This is a genomic window from Hathewaya massiliensis, from assembly GCF_902143515.1.
Classification (GTDB): Bacteria; Bacillota; Clostridia; order Clostridiales; family Clostridiaceae; genus Hathewaya; species Hathewaya massiliensis.
On record NZ_CABFVD010000004.1, the window covers coordinates 136,829 to 158,171 of the forward strand.

The window sequence follows — 21,343 nt, forward strand, 5'->3', positions numbered from 1 at the left end:
TATCCAATCTTAATTTAAAACCTTATTTTATTCTAATCGCATGTTTATAAAATGTCAAATAAAAGCTACTAAACTTCTACAATTATCGGTAAAATCATTGGATTTCTCTTTGTTTTTTCATATAAAAAGTTTCTTAAAACATCTTTTACACTAGATTTAATAGTTGCCCATTCCTTGATTTTCTTCTCTTCGCATCCTTTTAACACAATTTTAACCTGTTCTTTAGCTTCATCAATTAGATCTTCAGATTCTCTAACATATACAAATCCTCTTGAAATAATGTCAGGCCCTGCAACTACTTTTCCACTCTCTTTTTCTATAGTAACAACTACAGTTAATATACCATCTTGAGATAAATGTTTTCTATCTCTTAATACAATATTACCAACATCACCAACACCTAGTCCATCTACAAATACTTGCCCAGATATTACAGAACCATTTTTTCTGATACAATCTCTAGATACTTCTATAATATCACCATTATCTCCTAGAAGAACATTTTCTTCTTTTAATCCAAGTTTCATTGCAAGTTCACCATGTTGTTTTAAATGTCTATACTCACCATGTACTGGAATAAAAAACTTAGGTTTAACCAAAGTATGCATTAATTTAAGCTCTTCTTGGCAAGCGTGGCCTGAAACGTGAACATCAGCTAAGGCTTCATATATAACATCTGCACCTTTTTTAAATAATTGATTTACTACTTTTGAAACCAATTTTTCATTTCCCGGAATTGGTGTTGCAGAAATTATAACCATATCACCTTTTTGAATATTTAATTTTTTATGTTCTGAAGCGGCCATTCTAGAAAGAGCTGACATAGGTTCTCCCTGACTTCCTGTAGTAATTATAACTATTCTATCATCTTGGTACTTACCTATCTCATCTATACTAATTAAAGTATCTTCTGTTTCTGTCAAATATCCAAGTTCTATAGCTACAGAAACTATATTTTCCATGCTCCTTCCTGATACAGCAACTTTTCTTTGGTACTTTTGAGCAGCTGAAAAAACTTGTTGAATTCTGTGAACATTTGAGGCAAAGGTTGCAACAATTATTCTCCCTTTAGCTTTCATAAATATGTTTTCAAAAGCTTCTCCCACTGTCCTTTCAGACATAGTATATCCAGGTCTTTCAACATTTGTGCTATCAGCTAACATTACAAGCACGCCTTTTTTTCCGATTTCTGCAAATCTAGCAAGATCTGCTACAGAACCATCAATAGGAGTAAAATCAATTTTAAAATCTCCTGTATGAAGTACTATTCCTATAGGTGTGTGTATAGCTATAGCCGCTGAATCTGCTATACTATGACTAGTCTTAATAAATTCCACTGCAATATTATCAAGCTTAACCACATCCTTCGGGTTAACTCTTCTCAAAACTGTAGAACTTAATAATCCGTGCTCTTTTAACTTTGATTCTACCATTCCTAAAGTTAATTTTGTTCCAAACACTGGAACATTTATCTGTTTTAATACGTATGGTAATGCTCCTATATGGTCTTCGTGACCATGTGTTAGGAAAATTCCTTTTACCTTATCTCTATTTTTAATTAGATAAGTTACATCAGGTATTACTACGTCTATACCTAACATTTCATCATCAGGAAACTTTAACCCACAATCTATAACTACAATTTCATTTTTAAATTCAAATGCAGTTAAGTTTTTTCCGATTTCATTTAGTCCCCCAAGAGGTATAATTCTAATTTTGTCCTTTTCTTTTCGCAAAGTTCTACCCTCCTTTATTAAGTTTTTGCGTAAATTAATTTATATATAAATAAAAGGTGTACCCTTTATTCATTTTCTTCTTTATAATCCTTACATTCACTACAAATCCCATAGAATTTTACACTGTGATTAAGGACTTTAAATTTATAATTTTTCTCTATATTATCTTCTAACTCCCCTAATAAATCCCCTTCAACTTCAATAACCTTACCACAAGCATTACAGATCAAATGATGGTGATGGTGCTCTTCATCTTCATTTATAAGCTCATAACGACTACATCCATCATCAAAATCTAGTTTACAAATAAAGCCAACTTCTTCTAATAATTGAACTGTTCTATATACAGTAGCAAGCCCTATTTCTGGGCAATCTTTTTTTACTTCTTCATATAATTCTTCTACAGTTAAATGTTTTCCATCATTTTCTATGATTGAATTTAGAATTGCTCTTCTTTGTGGTGTTAATTTATATCCTTTTTCTTTTAAAACATCTTTTAATTCTAATAATTTATCAGGAGATAATTTAGACATATTTCATTCCCTCATTTCTTTTAAACTACATATATTATATATGAAATTTATTACTTTTATTATATATGAATTTATTGCTTTAGTTTTAAATATATATTCATTTTAATATAATAAATAATAATTGTCAATTGATAATATTCATCTAGTTTCTATTTTGCACTATGAAATAGGGGTTTATTCTTCCTCAATAATTTCTTCATAAGCTCTTTCTACAAGTTGTAATTCCTCTTCATCTTCTACAGGCTTAAAAATACATTGTCCTTCTTCTCCCTCTTCCATTTTAAGTGCTATGGCTTCATCTGAATCATCTTCTAAGGGCGTTACAATTATATACTTATCATCCTTTACTAAAACTTTTTCTACTACTTCAAACTCCACCTCTTTATTATTTTCATCCATTAAGACTATAGTTTCTAATTTTTTCTCCAACCTAAACACTCCTATACTTTTATTTTATATATTTTTATAAAGTTTATTCAAGTTATTTTTGTTTACTATCTAAATATCCCTGCAATATATATGTAGATGCTATTTTATCAACTATTTTTTTCCTTTTTTTCCTTGATAAATCTGCTTCTAACATAGCTCTATTAGCGGCAACAGTAGTTAATCTTTCATCCCAATAAATTACTTCTAAATTTAGATTTTCTCTTATTTTTTCAGCAAACTCTCTTACCTTATCTCCTTGTGGTCCTATGGTTCCATTCATATTTTTGGGAAGTCCAGACACAATCTTCTCCACTGAATATTCCTTACAAATCTTTTTTAATTCTTCTAAATCATATTCTTCATTTCTTCTTCTAATAGTAGTTATTCCTTGTGCTGTAAAGCCAAGGGGATCACTAATAGAAACACCTATAGTTCTATCTCCTATATCTAACCCAAGAATTCTCATATTTAAAACTCCTTTAAATCTTAGTCTATATAATCGTATTATTTGCACATATATCTATAATACTCTATATTATTTTATAATAAATTTTAAAATAAGGCTTTGTTAGATCTTTTCATCTAACACAGCCTAAAATAAAAATGCCCAAAAGGGCATCTTTATTATTTAACATCTAAATAATGTTTTAATACTTCTTCTAGTATTTCATCTCTTTCTATCTTATTGATTAAAGATCTAGCCCCATTATAATTAGTTATATAGCTAGGATCCCCGGATATAAAGTAACCAACTAGTTGGTTTATAGGATTATACCCCTTTTCTTGTAAAGAGTTAAATACTTCTGTTAGTATTTCTTTTGTTATTGCACTTTTATCCCTAATAGTATTAAACTGTAAAGTTCTATCATCTACCATCTAGATCACCTCAATTCATCTTTTAACGATAGATTAATACATATATTCTATCACATATTGGAAAAATTTAAAATTAAATTATTTAAAACTTATTTTAAAAACTTTTCTAAGATGGTTGGAACTAAAGAAATAGCTTCCTCTAACTTTTCAGGAATCTTCCCTCCAGCTTGTGCCATATCAGGTCTGCCACCACCACCGCCAACTGTTATAGCTGCAACTTCCTTTACAATTTTTCCACAGTGTACTCCAGAAGATATTACATCTTTAGTTGCCATAGCAGTGAAATTTACTTTTCCTTCATCTTCACTTCCTAAGATGACTAGCCCTGATCCTAATTTATTTCTTAATCTATCTACTAATTCTCTTAAAGTGTCTCCATCCATATTCTTAACTGTACTATAGATTATTTTAATTCCTTTTACTTCTTTTATATCTTTAAAGAAATCATCTTCCATAGACTTTGACATTTCATTTTTAATATTTTGAAGTTCCTTTTCCATTTCCTTTATTTCATAAGCTTGATTTTCGATCTTATTTAATAAATCTTTTTCTGAGCACTTCATTAAAGTACAAGCTGCTTTAAGAAGCTCTTCTTTTTCTATCATGTAGTCTATAAGAGCTTTTCCTGTTAAAGCCTCAATCCTTCTTACTCCAGCTGCAACTCCTGACTCGGAAAGAATTCTAATTCCACCTATTTCAAAAGAATTTTTAACATGAGTTCCACCACATAGTTCGCTACTAAAATCACCAACAGATACAACCCTAACTTCATTTGCATATTTATCATCAAATAAAGCTACTGCTCCGCTTTTCTTCGCCTCTTCAATAGACATTATATCTGTTTTTACTATATCCCCATTCATTATTTCTTTATTTACAAGCTCTTCAATCTTTTTAATTTCTTCTTCTGTTAAAGCTTGGAAGTGAGTAAAGTCAAATCTTAATCTCTCTCCATTTACGTAGGAGCCAGATTGATGAACATGCTCTCCTAATACCTTTCTTAAAGCTGAATGAAGTAAGTGTGTAGCTGTATGATTTTTGCATACATTTTTTCTTCTTTCAATATCTACTGAAAGTTCAACCTTGTCACCAATATTTAATCTTCCCTCTTCCAATTTTATAAAGTGCATTATTTTACCTGATATGTTCTTTTGACAATCGAGAACCTTAGCCTTAAATCCTTCTCCTACAATAATACCTGTATCTCCTATTTGGCCACCCATTTCAGCATAAAAAGGAGTTTTTGAAGTTAATATTATAGCCTCTTCACCTTGAGATACACTATTTTCAAAATTATTGTTCTTTATAATAAAAGTTACCTCAGAATTTAATGTGGTATCGCTATACCCCTTAAATTCTGTTTCTATTTCTTTAGGAATATTATCTACTATGGTAAGTTCTTTTCCCATATAATTAGATTCACTTCTAGAAGCTCTTGCTATATTCCTCTGTTCTTCCATTTTGATTTCAAAAGCTTTATTATCTAGGTTAAGCTTATTTTCTTCTAATATTTCTTCTGTAAGTTCAATTGGAAATCCATAAGTATCATAAAGTTTAAATGCTTTATCTCCACTTAAAGTAGTTTCATTATTTTCTTTTAACTCTTCTATATATGTCTTTAAAATATCCATTCCAGAATCAATAGTTTCAGAAAATCTTTCTTCTTCTAACTTTATTATCTTTTTAATATAATCTTTCTTTTCTTCTAATTCTGGGTATGCATTTTTTGAGTTTTCTATAACTACATCACATAAACCATTTAAAAATACTCCTTCTAGTCCTAGTAATCTTCCATGACGAGAAGCTCTTCTAAGTAAACGTCTTAACACATATCCTCTTCCTTCATTTGAAGGAAGTATGTTATCACTTATCATAAATGTAACACTTCTTATATGGTCAGTTATAATTCTTAAAGAAGTATCTGTTTGTTTATCTTTACCATATTCTGTACCTGATATTTTAGAAACTTCCTTTAAAATATTCTCAATAGTATCTATTTCAAAAATAGTATTTACTCCTTGCATTATAGTAGCTATTCTTTCTAGGCCCATTCCTGTATCTATGTTAGGATTTTTAAGTTCAGTATATTCTCCACTTTCTTCTTTGTTAAATTGAGTAAATACTAAATTCCAAAACTCCACAACTTCATCTCTATCACTAGCTTCAATAAATTCTTCAGAAGATGTTATAAGTTTTTCCCCTCTGTCAAAGTGAATTTCTGATGAAGGTCCGCAAGGTCCAGTTCCATGTTCCCAAAAATTATCTGCCTTTCCTAACCTAAATATTCTACTAGGTTCTATATCTGTTTTTTTTGTCCAAATATCATAAGCCTCATTATCATCTAAATATATGGTAACATAAAGCTTATCCTTTGGTATTTCCAAAGTCTTTGTTATAAACTCCCAAGACCATGGTATTATCTCTTCTTTAAAATAATCTCCAAAAGAAAAGTTTCCTAACATTTCAAAGAAAGTAGCATGTCTTGATGTTTTACCTACATTCTCTATATCTCCAGTTCTTATACACTTTTGACAAGTAGTTATTCTTTTGCTAGGTGGTGTTTGAAGTCCTGTAAAGTATGCCTTCATAGGAGTCATACCAGCATTTATAAGTAATAAACTTTTATCATTTTCAGGTACCAAAGAAAAACTTGGTAATCTTAAATGAGATTTACTTTCAAAAAACTTGAGATAGGATTCTCTTAATTCATTTAATCCCATTTTTTTCATTATAATCTCCTCCAACCTGGATTTTATTCATTAATAAACAAAAAACTTTCACTTCTTTTAAAGAAACAAAAGCTTTGCATTAAAGTACTATTTAACTTTAAGGCTTTATATAGCATACTGTTTATTTTGATTATAAAAAAAATCATAACTTATGTCAATATTTCTATATAGTATTACACATATATTGTATTTTATAGCATTTTTCTAGTAAAAATAATAATTTATATCTTCAAAAACCACTTTTACTATGACTCCTATGGGAATAGCCATGAGCATACCTATAAATCCTCCGATTTCTCCTCCCACTACGAGAAGTAAGACTACTACCACAGGATGAATATTTACAAGTTCTCCTACAATTTTTGGTGATATACAGTTTCCCTCTATTTGTTGCATTACTATAATCCAAAATGCTACCCAAAATCCCTGTGATAATGAACTAAAAGAAGCTATGGCTATTGCAGGAATTGCACCTATTACAGGGCCAAAGAATGGTATAATATTTAAAATTCCATTAAATACCGAAAGTATTAAAGCACCCTTCACATTTAAGAAATGCAATATTATAAATGTTAAAATTCCTGTTATTATACTTAAAATAATTTGACTTAATATATATTTGCTTAAAATACAGTCTATATGACTTACCATTTTTTTTATGAATCTTCTTTTTTCACAATTTATAAAAAACAATATTTTATCTAAAAACCATTCTCCATCTACCAAAAAATAATATATAAGTACTGGCATAATTAAATAAGTTCCAAAATTTTGACTTAAGGACATAATTCCAAAAACTATAGATTCAGCAGTTTCACTTCCTAAGGTCACAATTTTTCTAATTAAATTCTTAAAAAGATGGTTATTTTGTAATAGCTTTATATTTCCTAAAATATCATTTACATAAGATATTATAACTCCAAAGTTTTCTTTAAGAGATAGTACTTCCCATACAAATTTAGGAATTAAAATACTACTTAATGCAATACATATTACAAATAATATTAATACCAAAATAAGTGCAGACAACCCTTTTTTAGCTCCCTTACTTATCATATAATTATATATAGGCTTTAATGTATATGTAAATAAAAAGGAATATATAATTACTTTAAAAAGAGTATATACAAAGGGAATCTTTAACAAAAAGTAAACTGCCAATAAAAAGAAAAATATTAAAAAAGAAATTAGTAAGGTCTTTTTATTTTTCATCATATGATTCCTCCTTGTTTTTTAAAATATTAATTTACTATAAAAATAATAGGATTGTAAATTATGAAACAAAATCTCCTTATCACCTAAGATTATATCTTTTGTTAGTATAATTCGTTTTCCCCTTGTGTAACGTCTAAAAAAACTCTCTGATACCATAAGTCCTAATATATTAAAATTAGACTCTGAAAACAAAATATCTTCAACTATACCCATAACATTTCCATTAAGATCGATAATCTCCATTGAATCTATATTTTCAAAACAAAAACACTTTAGATTAGAAACTTTTTTTATTATTATATTGTTTCCAAAATAAACAATATCTTCCCATAATATAAAAAAGTCTTTTCTCAAAAAATTTTTTTCTCTTCCTTTAAATCCGCAGACTTTATTTGTATTTATATTTATTAAAACATCCTCTACTATGCCTAATTTTTTCCCTTTTAAATCTTTTATTATTTTACCCTTAAAGTCTCTTATTCTATACATATAATCACATCCTCTACTACATCAACTAACTTTTTTTGTTTATAACTTCTACTCCCATAAAGCCTTGCTGAAAACACATGAACTATAAATATGTTTTTATATATTTTTATCAACTTTTGATTGCACCTATATACCTTTCTATTTTTTAATATCTTAATCTTATGTATAACCTAAATTTAAAATTCATATGCAAAATTAACTAAAAAAATAAGAGACCTTTATAATTCCTTTAAAAGTCTCTTATTTTTATCTAAACTTCTTTTAAATAATTTTCACCCCAAGGTTCTAATCCCTCTGATATTCTATAATTATTTATAGCTTTATGAATAGTTTCTTCTGCTAAAACAGAACAATGGATTTTAACTGAAGGTAGGCCATCTAAAGCTTCAATTACAGATTGATTTGTAATTTCCCATGCTTCTTCTAAAGTCTTTCCTTTTATAAGTTCTGTTGCTATACTAGCTGAAGCTATGGCAGATCCACATCCAAAGGCTTTAAATCTTACATTTTCTATTATGTTATTTTTTATTTCTAAGTAAATTTTCATAACATCTCCGCATTTTGGATCCCCTTCTTCCCCTATACCATTAGCAGAAGGTAATACCCCTACATTTCTTGGAGAATAAAAATGTTCTAGCACTTTATCACTATATTCCATCAAAATAATCATCCCCTTAGTTTATCTTCTATTAACAATTAAATCTGCAAAACATAGCTATGAAAGTAAAGTCTATATAGGTAATATATAAATATTATAAACCTTTTATATATTAAGTTAAATAACCTTACACTATTTCCTCTATTATACCGCCACCGACTACATAGCCGTCTTTATAAAACACTACAGATTGCCCTTTTGTAATAGCTCTTTGCTTATCTATAAACTTAACTTTAATCCTTCCATCTTTCAAAGGATATATAATAGCTGGGGAGTCTTTTGCTGCATATCTTATCTTTGCCCCAACTTCCATAGGCTCTTTTAACTCTTCCACATAAATTAAATTTATATCATTTGCTATTAATTCTGTCTTAAATAAATCTTCTTCATCACCAATTACTATTTCATTTCTAAAAGGAATAATATCTGTTACAAACACAGGCTTTCCTAAGGCTAAACCTAGACCCTTTCTTTGCCCTACAGTATAATACACAATTCCTTTATGTTTTCCTAATACATTACCATTCTTATCTACAAAATTACCAGTTTTAATATTTTCAGGTCCAACACTTTCTAATATAAAGTTTCCATGGTTATTATCTGGTATAAAACAGATTTCTTGACTATCCTTTTTTCTAAATACATCAAGACCTATCTTTTCTGCTATACTTCTTATTTCAGTTTTTTCATATGCAGCACAAGGCATTAAAGTATGCGCCAGTTGTTCTTGTGTTAAATTATATAGCATGTAAGTTTGATCTTTTTTTTGATCTTCTGATTTTTTTAATAGATACCTATCTTCTTGCTTTTCAACTTTAGCATAATGACCTGTTGCAATATAATCAGCACCTAAAGCTCTAGATTTTCTTAAGAATTCTGCAAACTTTATAGTCTTATTACACCTTACACAAGGATTAGGCGTTTGTCCTTTTAAATATTCATCAACAAAATAATCTATAACATTTTCCTTAAAAGATTGTTTAAAATTCATTACATAAAAAGGGATTTCTAATTTATCAGCAACCCTTCTTGCATCATTAGCAGCTGAAAGAGAGCAACATCCCCCTTCATTTAATGTATATTCTTCATCATCGGGAGCAAGCTTCATCATAATTCCAATTACATCATATCCTTGTTCTTTTAAAAGATATGCAGCAACTGAACTGTCAACTCCTCCACTCATTCCTATTACTACTTTCTTTTTCATATTTCTCACCTTTTAACTTAAGTTTTTAAATAAATAAAGCCCCTTTTAAAGGAGCTAAATATCAAAATTTAGTGACCATGTACCTCATCATGAATATCTTCATGTTCTACATAATCCCAAGGTTCCATACCTGATTTTACCCTATAGTCATTTATAGCCTTATGGATAGCCTCTTCAGCTAATACAGAGCAATGCATTTTAACTGGTGGAAGTCCATCTAAAGCTTCAGCTACGGCCTTATTTGTAAGTTCCCAAGCAGTTTCTAAATCCTTACCAATAATAAGTTCTGTAGCCATGCTTGAAGATGCTATAGCAGAGCCACATCCAAAAGTTTTAAATTTAGCATCTTTTACTATGTTATCTTCAACCTTTAAATAGATTTTCATTATATCTCCACATTTAGCATTTCCAACTTCTCCAACTCCATTAGCATCTGGAATTTCTCCTACGTTTCTTGGGTTTGTAAAATGATCCATAACTTTTTCGCTGTATATCATAATTATTTATCCCCTTCCTTTAAAAAATCATCCCATAATGGTGACATATCTCTCAGTCTTTGAACAATTTCAGGAACAACTTGTAAAACATAATCAACTTCTTCCTCTGTAGTTCCATCTCCTAAAGATAATCTTAAAGAACCATGAGCTATTTCATGTGGCAGACCAATTGCAAGTAATACATGTGATGGATCAAGAGATCCTGATGTACATGCACTTCCACTAGATGCTGCAATTCCCTTAGCATCTAACATTAAAAGCACAGATTCTCCTTCAATAAATCTAAAGCAAATATTACTATTTCCTGGTAGCCTATTTTCATCTTTAGGTCCATTTAATCTTGAGTATGGTATTTCTAATAACCCATTCATTAATTTATCTCTTAAAGCTTTAATTCTTTTGTTGTTCTCTTCCATATGTTCTACAGAAAGTTCTAGTGCTTTCCCAAGTCCTACAATACCTGCTACATTTTCTGTACCTGCTCTTCTTCCACGTTCTTGTGCTCCACCATGGATTAGATTGTCTATTCTAATTCCCTTTCTTATATATAAAGCACCAACACCCTTAGGCCCATAAAATTTATGAGCTGCCATAGAAAGAAGATCTATATTCATGCTCTTTACATCTACTGGAATATGTCCTACAGCTTGAACTGCATCTGTGTGGAATATAATCTTTTTATCTCTACATATTTCACCCATTTGCTTTATTGGTTGAATTGATCCTATTTCATTGTTAGCAAACATAATTGTTGCTAATATAGTTTTATCAGTTATAGCATTTTCAAAATCCTTAACATCTACTATTCCCTCTTCATTAACAGGTAAATAGGTTACTTCAAAACCATGCTTTTCTAAATATTCACAAGCATGCAATACAGCATGATGCTCAATTTTAGTAGTTATTATATGGTTTCCTTTATTCTTATGAGCAAATGCAATGCCTTTTATTGCCCAGTTATCAGCTTCTGATCCTCCGCCTGTAAAATAAATCTCACTACTTTCTGCATTTATTGCCCTAGCTACCCTATCCTTTGCTGTGTCTATGGCCTTTTTAGTTTCCCTAGATAAAGAGTAAATAGAAGATGGGTTACCATAATATTCTGTAAAATAAGGTATCATTTCTTCTAATACTTCTTTCTTGGTATAAGTAGTTGCCGCATGATCCATATATACCTGTTTTTTCATGTCTCTCTCTCCTTCATACATAAAAAATTAATCTAAAATCCTACAATTTAAAATTCTATCTTTAGTGTTTTCATGCTATTATAATCATCTACCATATCTTGTAAGGTGATAGATGATGTTACTTCCTCAATACTCTCTTTTAATTTTATCCATAAAAGTCTAGTAGGACATCCTTCTATATTGTCACAACAATCATCCACAATACAATTTGATATTTCCACAGGTCCTTCTAAAACTTCCATAATTTCATGTACTGTAATTTCTGATGGCTTTCTATTTAATACATATCCACCAGAAGCCCCTCTGATACTATTGATTAGTCCTGCTTTTCTAAGACTAGAAAACAGCTGTTCTAGATAGTATTCAGAAATATTTTGTCTTTCTGCTATGGTCTTTATAGAAACTGGGGTCTCACCATAATTTATAGCAAGATCTACCATAGCCTTTACCCCATATCTGCCTTTAGTAGACAGTTTCATTTAATCACATCCTTAAAGTCGAGTATTTTACTCTGAATTAATAATAGCAAATCTGAGTAATACTGTCAACATTAAATAAGAGATTTTAAATAACTTTTAATGGCATTTTCCATCTTGTTATTTCCTGGAAAATAATATTGTTGATTTTCTAATTCAGAAGGTAAGTACTGCTGCTTTATGTATGAATTAGGATAATCATGTGGATACTTATACCCTTCCCCTCTATTTAAGTTTTTAGCTCCTTCATAGTGTGAATCCTTTAAAAATGATGGGATATCTCCTATGTTTTTATTGTCTAAGTCGCTAAGAGCCTTATCTATAGCTTTATAGGCAGAATTAGATTTTGGAGAGGATGCCAGTAGTATTACAGCTTCTGCTAAGGGTATCTTAGCCTCTGGGAACCCAAGCTGCATAGCTGAATCAACACAAGCCTTAACAATTGGCATTGCATTAGGATACGCAAGGCCTATATCTTCCGCTGCTATAACCAAAAGTCTCCTGCATATAGATATTAAATCCTCTGACTTTATAAGCCTTGCAAGATAGTGTATGCTTGCGTCAACATCACTTCCTCTTATGGATTTTTGAAAAGCACTTAAAATATCATAATGACTGTCTCCATTTTTATCATAATTTAAGTTTTTAACTCCGCTACACTCCTTAATTATTTCTTTGGTTATATTTATTTTTCCCTCTATATCTCTTGGTGTAGATAATATAGATACTTCTAAAATATTTAATGCTTTTCTAAGATCTCCATTACATGCCATAGCTATATAATTAAGAGCCTCTTCATCCGTGGAAATAATACCTTCACCAATATCTCTTTCAGTATTCCCTAAAGCACGTTTTAAGGCTTTTATAATATGCTCTTCTTTTAAAGACTTAAACTCAAATACTAGAGCACGACTTAAAATAGCTTTATATACATAATGATATGGATTTTCTGTAGTACTGGCAATTAAAGTAATTCTCCCATTTTCCATAAACTCTAATATAGATTGTTGTTGTTTTTTATTAAAATTTTGAATTTCATCTAAATAAAGAAGTATACCGTTTATATTTTCTATAGTATTAAGTTCTCCTATTATCTCTTGTACATCCTTTATAGATGCTGTAGTTGCATTTAATTTATAAAAGCTTTTATTTGCAGTCTTTGCAATAATGTTAGCCACAGTAGTTTTTCCAACACCTGGTGGCCCATAAAAAATCATACTAGTTATATTGTTAGAATTTACAATACGATTAATAATTTTCCCTTCGCCTAAAATGTGCTCTTGACCTACTACATCTTTTAAATTAGCAGGTCTTATTTTATCTGCTAGTGGTTTCAACCATAACACTCCCTAACCTTCTATTATGTCCATTAACTCTTCTACCACTTTATCTATGTATTCTGCTGATCTATATTTTTTCATTTCCACAATTCTTTTTACTTGATCATCCTGATTTTCAACTTCTTTTATATTTTTAGGTCTCTCTACTAAGGTACCTTTTAATTTAAAATCCTTATCCATAACTATAAAAGTTGGAATTTTAACCTTCCCGTCTATAGCAAACTCTTGTAGAGACTCTTCATTGCCTTCTCTTTTTATAAAACTTAATTTAACTTTAGGATTTAACTTTGAAATATATAAAGCACCTGGCACATTGAGTACACAATCCGGACACCACACTTCTGCTGCAATTAATATATTTATATCTTCTTCGATTTTTGCAATTCTATCTTTAGTTTCTTCTTTTACATTTAAATTATCTACTAGATCTTCAATTTTTTCTTTATAAGCCCCTTCTTTTTCACATAAAAACACCTTGTAATTATGACCTGTTTTAAATAAATCCTTAAAATTCATCTAATCCACCCCTATTCTAAATATCTATATATAAGTTTACAACTATTCTTTATGATATAATCTTACTATATAAACTAGATTAATGTAAGGGGGATTTATAATGTATGTAGCAGATCATTTAGGCATTCTTACTAAAGACACTAAAACTTCAAAGGACTTTTATTGTAATGTTTTAGATTGTAAATATATTAGAAGTTATAGGGATGAAATAAGAGAACTAACTTTTTTAAAATCCGGAAATACGGTTATAGAATTAGTGTATAAAAATAACTTTTATTTTAATGAACTAGATGGTACTGTAAACCATTTAGCTTTTAAAGTAAATGATATTAGACGAGCTATTGAAGAGTTAAAAGAAAAGGGAGTTAAATTTCAATCAGATACTCCAGTTTTGTTAGATGAAAAGTATATTGTCTTTTTTTGGGGACCTTTTGGAGAGAAACTTGAACTAGTTCAGGAAATATAATCTATGTTTATAAATTTTCTTTTCACATATAATAAATACATAAATCTAAATATTTATTATGTTAAAAGGAGGATTTATATATGCCTAATAAGAGAAAAAAACAAGTTCCTATTAATGAATTATCACATTTCCATTCTCTTTTAGAAACGCAAGAAGAAAGCCGTGATTCTGTAAGTGGATATAAAATTAGAGATTTGGAACCTGCTAGGAAAAATCTAAAAAGATAGAAATATTTGCTTACCAAAACCTATTTACTATAATTTTGGTAAGCAAATTTATTACATATTATAAATCTCTGTACTTGAAAATTCTCTATCTGATGACTATCTGCCGTAATACTCCCCTCCTCTTCAAAGTTCAAGGAAAGAGCGTCTACTCCCCTAGATAACAATTTCCAAATTAATAATTATAACTCTTAGTGTTTTCACAAATACATATATTTAGAGGTATATCTTCCATAACTTTTTTATACGAACATAAAAATTCATTTAATTCAGAATCATTTAAATCAATAAGTTTTTCACTCTTTAAAATAATATTTTCTTTAGTTAATATCGCTTCTAGATTATTAGTATCATTCTTTATAAAATAAGTTGTTACCATATTATTAGCTAATCTACCTTTATACTTTTCTTCAAAACTCATAAATTTTCTAGCATTTTCATACTCAACCTTAGGATCTAAATTAGGTATATCAATACCAATTTTCTTCATTTCATCTGATATATTATCCATATCAAACCCATATTTTTTCATAAATTCCCTTTGTATATTAAAAAATTTCTCATGAGAAATATTATTACTTTCCATATATTCCATTACCTTTTTTGAGAAATCGCCCATGGTAATTTCACCTTGAGCTAAAGAGTAGTAAAGTGAATATATATATTGTTCAAACTTATACACATCTTCATCCTTAGCTTTGTTTTTAAGCTCATTAAAATCTATTATTCTATCATCCATTTTAAAAACCTCCTAGAGTCTTTATATTATAACTCTTTTATTATGTAAATTAAACATAATAAATATATTTATTTCATCTTTATAATATTACAACAAGGTTAAATTTGCATTTTGTAATTAAATTTAATTGCCTAGAATATATTTTTCTACTACAATATATAAGTAAGTGTATCACAAAAGAATAAAATGTAAATAAGTTTATGAAAGGTTGAAATAAAAATGAAAATAAAAATAAATTTTAAAATTATAGTATTAATTGCATTAATACTTATAATTACCCCCTTACTAATTGTTACTAAAAGTTATTGGTGTAAATATACCAACCTACATAATTTTGTAGCATTACTAAGAAGTTATGGCAAATATGCTGCCTTTTTATTTATACTGGTTTTTTCTTTAAAACCTCTTCTCATAGTAATTCCATCAGCTATGCTATCTGTTGCAGGTGGAATTTTGTTTGGCCCTACTAAGGGATTTATGTTTAATATGATTGGATTTTTTATATCTGGTACCTTAGCCTTTTATCTTGCTAGATTCTTGGGAAAGGATTTTGTAGATAGTATACTAAAGGGAAAAGTACTTAGTTTAAATAATAATATGGAGCAAAATGGATTTAAAATTTTATTTTTATTAAGGCTTCCTCCGGTACTTCCTTATGACCCTTTAAGTTATGCTTGTGGGCTTACCAAAATAAAGTATCCTGCATTTATATTAGCTTCACTTTTAGGTGTTGTACCTGAAACTCTTTGTTATTCTTTTATGGGACAAAATATATTAAATCCATGTTCTGCAAAATTTATAATTCCATTAATAATAATTGTAGTAGCTACAGTTTTTTCGGGATTTGCATTTAAAAAAAGTAAAAACATTGAGTAACATAATATGGGGCTGTTGCACTAATAAATTTACGTACAATATATTGATTTGCAATTTTAAAATTAGCATGATATATTGTGTGTTTATTCTTAATGCGACAGTCCCCTTATTATACTAAATCTAATCTTAAGAATTATTTATAGTAAATTTACAAATAATAAAATATTAAATTTTTTATTTGTAAATTTAAATATGAGATTAGCGAGTGATATAAAATGAAACTATATAAAAAATCTATTTTACTACCTATAGCTTCTTGTATATTTATAACCTCCTTAGGAAAAATTAATTATATTGAAAATAGAAAATATAATAATATAGAAAAAAACGCTTTAAAAACTTATAAAATCATGGTAACTAATAGATTAAGTGAAGAAGAAGCTATAAAAAAAGTTAAATTAGCTACTAATTCTAAAAACAAATTTTCAGTTATATGTAAAGAAGAGATTCAAAAGGTAGATTACTTTTTAATAAGGGAATATGAATTAAATAAGGGTTCCACTGTAACTCTTAGATGGTATTACGTAAATATAGAAAATGGTTTAGTCTATGAATGGGATCTAATCACAAACAATCTAAACTTAATTTTATAGATTATTACAAGATTTTAAGCTAATTTTACTTGAATCTTATAACTTTCTATGTTATGATACTTTTTAAATTTATAAAACTCTCATATAGTTCTGATAATATGGTTCAGAAGTTTCTACAAAATAACCGTGAATTATTTTACTATGAGATTATGGTATACAGTGAATTTAAAAATCACAGTAGCTCTAATCTCCTCCTATTTATGAGAGAACAAAAGAAGGGGGATATTTTTTTATGAAAAAATTTTATGAACTTTGGGAAGTAACAGAAGATTTAGTATCTGTCGCTATGGGTAAAACTCCTGCAGATATGGTTATAAAGAATGGAAAGCTTGTAAATGTAAACACAAAAGAAATTATACCTAACATGGATGTAGCTATTATAAAAGGAAGGATAGCAATAGTTGGCGATGCAAGTAACACTATAGGGGCAAATACAAAAATTATAGATGCTACTGGAATGTACATAACACCTGGATTTATGGATGGACATATCCATGTAGAAAGTAGCATGATGACAACTTCTGAATATGCAAAAACAGTTATGCCTTGTGGGACAACTTCAATTTTTATGGACCCTCACGAAATAGCCAACGTATTAGGTATGGATGGAGTAAATCTTATGATAGAAGATGGCAAAGATGTTCCTTTAAGAGTATTCACTACCATGCCTTCTTGTGTTCCAGCAGTTTCAAGCTTTGAAGACAATGGAGCTACCTTAAATTCAAAAGATATAAAAGAGGCTATGAAACTTAATGATATAGTTGGTCTTGGTGAGATGATGAATTTTCCTGGTGTTTTAAATGGAGATGGGGAAATTCACAAAGAACTTAAAGAGACCTTAAAAGCTAATAAAACAATTACAGGTCACTACTCAATACCTGAAATCAGCAATGGTCTAAATGCATATATAGCATCAGGTGCTAGATGTTGTCATGAATCTGTAAGAATGGAAGATGCTCTTGCTAAAATGCGTCTTGGCATGTATGCACAAATAAGAGAAGGTTCTGCTTGGCATGATTTAAAAGAAACTATAAAAGCCATAACAGAAAATAATATAGATACTCGTTTTGCAACCTTAATCAGTGATGATACTCATCCTAATACTTTAATCAATGAAGGACATCTAAATCATATTGTAAAAAGAGCTATTGAAGAAGGCGTAAACCCTATAACAGCAATACAAATGGTTACTATAAATGTAGCAGAATGTTTTAATATGTCTCGTGACCTTGGAAGTGTATCACCTGGTAAGTTTGCTGATATATTACTTTTAAGTGATTTAACTAAGGTAAAAGTAGAAAAGGTATTTATAAATGGGGAGTTAGTTGCAAAAGAAGGTAAAACCATGGTACCTATAATTAAAAAGCCTATTCCTAAATTTGCGAAGAATACCATGAACATTGGGAAAATCTTAGAACCCAAGGATTTTGAAATAAAAGCACCAATAGCTAATGCTAAAAGTATAAAAGTCAACATAATAGAAATTATTGAAGCAAAGGTAGGTACTTACAAAAAGGAGTTTAATCTTCCTGTTTTTTCAGGTAATGTATCAGTTGATCTAGAAAATGATATTATTAAAGCTGCAGTTATAGAAAGACATACAGCTACAGGCACAATAGGTAAAGGATTTATAAAAGGATTCCATATTAACTGTGGAGCTGTAGCTTCTACTGTAGCACATGATGCACATAATTTAATAGTTCTTGGAACAAATGATTCCGATATGGCCTTAGCTGCAAATACTTTAAAAGAATCTGGTGGTGGCATGGTAGCAGTAAAAGATGGTAAAGTTTTAGCTCTCCTACCTCTTCCAGTGGCTGGATTGATAAGTGAAGATTCTGCAAGTGAGATAGCTGAAAAAGTACAAGCTCTGCACCTTGCTTGGGAAAACTTAGGCTGTGATTTAGTATCACCTTTTATGACTATGGCACTATTATCCCTAGCCGTTCTTCCTGAAATAAGGCTTACAAATAGAGGTCTTGTTGATACAAATAGCTTTAAATTTATAGATCTTTTCCTTTAATTCAAAAGTGTAGGGAATTTTAAGTTTCAAATTCCCTACACTTTTTTCTTACTTAAGAACTTCATTACTGTGAATTTTTACTCTTTCTATTATATTTTTTAACATATCTACTACCACCGGAGATATTAAGACTAATAATACAGAAATTATAATATAAATATTCTTTACATCATATAACATATAAAATTTCCTACCTATTGGTATAAAAAACGGTACTATAAAGAGTACACTCATAAATACATTTAAAAGAATTTTAAGTCTTGTTAGAGGTTTTGAAACTTCTAAAAGTAAACTCAAACTACAACCACCTATAATGATAACTGCAAGAGTTCTACACTGCCCTAAATTAAGTCCCTTGTATCTTCCTAGTAAAAAAACAAATACCGTACATATACTTATAAAAATTCCATTAGGTATGGCTAAACTTAAAGCTCTACTTAGGAAACCCTTTTTTACTATAGAATCATTAGGTGACATAGCTAAGAAAAAAGATGGAATTCCAATAGATACGGCCCCAATTAATCCTAGTTGTATAGGCATTATAGGGTATGGCATAAATAGAAAACAAAATATAATGGCCATTATTAAAGAGTAAACAGTCTTTGATAGATAAAGATTTGCAACCCTTTCAAGATTATTAATTGTTCTTCTACCTTCTAAAACAACTTGGGGAAGAGAAGAAAAATTAGAATCTAATAGAACCAACTGAGCTACTGCCTTTGTAGCATCAGAACCATTGGCCATAGCAATACCACAATCTGATTCCTTTAAAGCTAAAACATCATTAATTCCATCTCCTGTCATAGCTACTATGTGCCCTGTAGATTGAAGAGCTTTTACAAAGTTTTTCTTTTGATGTGGTGTAACTCTACCGAAAACTACATTTTCCTCTAAAATTTTAGAAATATCTTTATTCTCATCTATTTCTCTAGCATCTATATATTTTTCAGCTCCTTTAACACCTGCTCTTTTAGCTACAGAAGATACAGTTAAAGGATTATCTCCTGAAATAATCTTTATGTTTACTCCTTGCTTTTCAAAATAAGCAAGGGTTTTAGGTGCTTCTTCTCTTATAATATCTTCTATCAAAATTAAAGCCACCTCTTCTAGATTTTTTTCCTCTAAATTCTCTTTTATTTTATCCCCATTATATTTCAAAAAAAGTAATACTCTACTTCCCTTTTCAGCTTCACTTTCTACTTTCTCCCTTATTACTTCGTACTTATTTCCCATTATATTCTCAGGAGCACCTAAAATCCAAATACCTTCCTCCTTAAATTTAACTGCACTCCACTTCCTACCAGATGAAAAAGGCAATTCCTCTACAACTTCCTTAGGATTTTCAGTTTTATAATTTTCTAAAATGGCCTCTGAGGTTTGATTATTACTAGGAGAGGAACTTATAAAGCTTGAAAGCATCTCCTCTACATAATCCTTATTTAAATCCCCAAAGTAAACTAATCCTCTCAGCTTTAATTTACCCTCAGTAATAGTTCCCGTCTTATCTAAACAAAGAGTATCTACCCTTGCTAAAACCTCTGTAGCGGGAAGCTCTTGTACTAAAGTGTTCCACTTAGATAACCTAGCTATTGCAACTACAAAAGTTAAACTAGTAAGTAGTATAAGTCCTTCAGGTACCATACCTATAATACCAGCCACTGAGCTTATGGTAGCATCTCTCCAGTTTTTTTGATTCATCATAATTTGAGTAAATAAGAGTAATATGCCCATAGGAAGTATAACCCAAATAATTATTTTAAGAATTTTATTTACAGAAGTTATTAACTCTGAATTTATAAGTTTAAACTTTTTAGCTTCATCAGAAAGTCTAGCTGCATAAGTTTTTCCTCCTACGGCTTTAACCCTAGCATAACCATATCCATTGGATACGAAGCTTCCAGATAAAAGATTATCTCCTCTCTTTTTCATTACTGTATCAGATTCTCCTGTAAGCATAGATTCATCCATTTCAATGTCAGTACCATCTAAAACCTCTGCATCTACTAAAACCTGCATACCTGAATTTAAAATAAGTACATCGTCTAAAACAATCTCTTCTGCATTAATTGTCTTAATTTCTCCATCCCTTACAACCTTAGCCTTTATATTATTTATTACAGAAAGTTTTTCTAAGGTCTTTTTAGCACGCAGTTCTTGAACTATACCTATTAAAGTATTAGTTATAATAACTCCTGCAAAAAGTGCATTTTTAGGAGAACCAGCAATAATTACAATAATAGCTAAAATAAAATTAATAGCATTATATATAGTAAAAAGATTTGCTCTTATTATTTCTCCAAAAGTTCTAGATGGATTTTTAGGAAATTTATTTATATCACCTTTTTCTTTTCTATGCTGCACTTCATTAAATGTAAGCCCAGAATATGGTTTATCATCCCTCTTCTTATGTTCCATCCTATCCCTCCTCTATACTTATTATTTTACCTCTTTTTAAATAAAGTATTATGGTATTTTCATTAAAATAACCTTAATTCTTTCTTAAATTTTCCCATAAAAAAAAGACCCCAGAAAAT

At 29.5% G+C, this 21,343-nt stretch carries 23 protein-coding genes and 1 riboswitch; of the genes, 5 read left to right on the top strand and 18 right to left on the bottom strand.

Features of this window, described 5'->3' with window-relative positions; genetic code table 11:
- Positions 1–68: 68 nt before the first annotated feature.
- The 16 genes from FNZ64_RS09135 to FNZ64_RS09205 all read right to left on the bottom strand — a co-directional run bounded on the left by FNZ64_RS09135 (position 69) and on the right by FNZ64_RS09205 (position 13,888).
- A complete protein-coding gene (locus FNZ64_RS09135) occupies positions 69–1,736 on the bottom strand; it encodes a ribonuclease J (protein WP_142414497.1) in 1,668 nt (555 codons plus the stop codon).
- 65 nt (positions 1,737–1,801) lie between these two features.
- Complete coding sequence (locus FNZ64_RS09140; RefSeq protein WP_142414498.1) at positions 1,802–2,269, bottom strand: Fur family transcriptional regulator; 468 nt, start codon at positions 2,267–2,269, stop codon at positions 1,802–1,804.
- Between the two features lie 174 nt (positions 2,270–2,443).
- On the bottom strand, positions 2,444–2,698 hold the full coding sequence (locus tag FNZ64_RS09145) for a DUF1292 domain-containing protein (RefSeq protein ID WP_142414499.1): 255 nt from the start codon (positions 2,696–2,698) through the stop codon (positions 2,444–2,446).
- Between the two features lie 52 nt (positions 2,699–2,750).
- Positions 2,751–3,164 carry a Holliday junction resolvase RuvX gene (ruvX, locus tag FNZ64_RS09150; RefSeq protein WP_142414500.1) on the bottom strand — a complete coding sequence of 138 codons (414 nt, stop codon included), beginning with the start codon at positions 3,162–3,164 and terminating at the stop codon, positions 2,751–2,753.
- Positions 3,165–3,322: 158 nt separating this feature from the next.
- Positions 3,323–3,574, bottom strand: coding sequence for an IreB family regulatory phosphoprotein (locus FNZ64_RS09155; protein ID WP_142414501.1), 252 nt, complete (start codon positions 3,572–3,574; stop codon positions 3,323–3,325).
- Positions 3,575–3,663: 89 nt separating this feature from the next.
- A complete protein-coding gene (gene alaS, locus FNZ64_RS09160) occupies positions 3,664–6,303 on the bottom strand; it encodes an alanine--tRNA ligase (protein ID WP_142414502.1) in 2,640 nt (879 codons plus the stop codon).
- A gap of 204 nt (positions 6,304–6,507) precedes the next feature.
- The gene (locus tag FNZ64_RS09165) at positions 6,508–7,518 is read right to left on the bottom strand and encodes an AI-2E family transporter (protein ID WP_142414503.1); all 1,011 of its coding nucleotides are present in this window, start codon (positions 7,516–7,518) and stop codon (positions 6,508–6,510) included.
- A gap of 18 nt (positions 7,519–7,536) precedes the next feature.
- Positions 7,537–8,007, bottom strand: a complete 471-nt coding sequence (locus tag FNZ64_RS09170; RefSeq protein ID WP_142414504.1) for a PRC-barrel domain-containing protein — start codon at positions 8,005–8,007, stop codon at positions 7,537–7,539.
- The gene (locus FNZ64_RS15025) at positions 7,995–8,120 is read right to left on the bottom strand and encodes a hypothetical protein (RefSeq protein ID WP_279233268.1); all 126 of its coding nucleotides are present in this window, start codon (positions 8,118–8,120) and stop codon (positions 7,995–7,997) included. Before FNZ64_RS15025 ends, FNZ64_RS09170 begins: the two co-directional genes overlap by 13 nt.
- A 137-nt stretch (positions 8,121–8,257) precedes the next feature.
- Entirely contained in the window at positions 8,258–8,665 is a 408-nt protein-coding gene (nifU, locus tag FNZ64_RS09175) for a Fe-S cluster assembly scaffold protein NifU (protein WP_142414626.1), read from the bottom strand.
- A 127-nt stretch (positions 8,666–8,792) separates the two neighbouring features.
- Positions 8,793–9,872: a tRNA 2-thiouridine(34) synthase MnmA gene (gene mnmA, locus FNZ64_RS09180; RefSeq protein ID WP_142414505.1), complete on the bottom strand. Its 1,080-nt coding sequence runs from the start codon at positions 9,870–9,872 to the stop codon at positions 8,793–8,795.
- Positions 9,873–9,940: 68 nt separating this feature from the next.
- Positions 9,941–10,369, bottom strand: a complete 429-nt coding sequence (gene nifU, locus FNZ64_RS09185) for a Fe-S cluster assembly scaffold protein NifU (protein WP_142414506.1) — start codon at positions 10,367–10,369, stop codon at positions 9,941–9,943.
- A gap of 2 nt (positions 10,370–10,371) precedes the next feature.
- Positions 10,372–11,556, bottom strand: coding sequence for a cysteine desulfurase NifS (gene nifS, locus FNZ64_RS09190; protein ID WP_142414507.1), 1,185 nt, complete (start codon positions 11,554–11,556; stop codon positions 10,372–10,374).
- A 47-nt stretch (positions 11,557–11,603) separates the two neighbouring features.
- Positions 11,604–12,035, bottom strand: a complete 432-nt coding sequence (locus FNZ64_RS09195) for an RrF2 family transcriptional regulator (protein WP_142414508.1) — start codon at positions 12,033–12,035, stop codon at positions 11,604–11,606.
- Between the two features lie 71 nt (positions 12,036–12,106).
- Entirely contained in the window at positions 12,107–13,378 is a 1,272-nt protein-coding gene (locus FNZ64_RS09200; protein ID WP_341472631.1) for a replication-associated recombination protein A, read from the bottom strand.
- Positions 13,379–13,381: 3 nt separating this feature from the next.
- A complete protein-coding gene (locus FNZ64_RS09205; protein ID WP_142414510.1) occupies positions 13,382–13,888 on the bottom strand; it encodes a thioredoxin family protein in 507 nt (168 codons plus the stop codon).
- A 100-nt stretch (positions 13,889–13,988) separates the two neighbouring features.
- Here FNZ64_RS09205 and FNZ64_RS09210 point away from each other — a divergent pair, with 100 nt between their 5' ends.
- Positions 13,989–14,354 (top strand): VOC family protein, encoded by a 366-nt coding sequence (locus tag FNZ64_RS09210; RefSeq protein WP_142414511.1) that lies wholly within the window; start codon positions 13,989–13,991, stop codon positions 14,352–14,354.
- 80 nt (positions 14,355–14,434) lie between these two features.
- Positions 14,435–14,581 (top strand): hypothetical protein, encoded by a 147-nt coding sequence (locus FNZ64_RS14705; RefSeq protein WP_185903738.1) that lies wholly within the window; start codon positions 14,435–14,437, stop codon positions 14,579–14,581.
- 172 nt (positions 14,582–14,753) lie between these two features.
- Here the strand turns inward: FNZ64_RS14705 and FNZ64_RS09215 are convergent, their stop codons facing one another.
- On the bottom strand, positions 14,754–15,317 hold the full coding sequence (locus FNZ64_RS09215) for a DUF3867 domain-containing protein (RefSeq protein ID WP_142414512.1): 564 nt from the start codon (positions 15,315–15,317) through the stop codon (positions 14,754–14,756).
- A 219-nt stretch (positions 15,318–15,536) separates the two neighbouring features.
- Between FNZ64_RS09215 and FNZ64_RS09220 the strand changes: the two genes are divergently transcribed.
- From FNZ64_RS09220 to ade, 3 genes are all read left to right on the top strand, one after another.
- Entirely contained in the window at positions 15,537–16,193 is a 657-nt protein-coding gene (locus FNZ64_RS09220; RefSeq protein ID WP_142414513.1) for a TVP38/TMEM64 family protein, read from the top strand.
- Between the two features lie 215 nt (positions 16,194–16,408).
- The gene (locus tag FNZ64_RS09225; protein WP_142414514.1) at positions 16,409–16,786 is read left to right on the top strand and encodes a hypothetical protein; all 378 of its coding nucleotides are present in this window, start codon (positions 16,409–16,411) and stop codon (positions 16,784–16,786) included.
- A gap of 60 nt (positions 16,787–16,846) precedes the next feature.
- A riboswitch (purine riboswitch) is annotated at positions 16,847–16,948 on the top strand.
- A gap of 70 nt (positions 16,949–17,018) precedes the next feature.
- Complete coding sequence (gene ade / locus FNZ64_RS09230; protein WP_142414515.1) at positions 17,019–18,809, top strand: adenine deaminase; 1,791 nt, start codon at positions 17,019–17,021, stop codon at positions 18,807–18,809.
- Between the two features lie 48 nt (positions 18,810–18,857).
- Here the strand turns inward: ade and FNZ64_RS09235 are convergent, their stop codons facing one another.
- On the bottom strand, positions 18,858–21,224 hold the full coding sequence (locus FNZ64_RS09235) for a cation-translocating P-type ATPase (protein WP_142414516.1): 2,367 nt from the start codon (positions 21,222–21,224) through the stop codon (positions 18,858–18,860).
- Positions 21,225–21,343 lie beyond the last annotated feature (119 nt).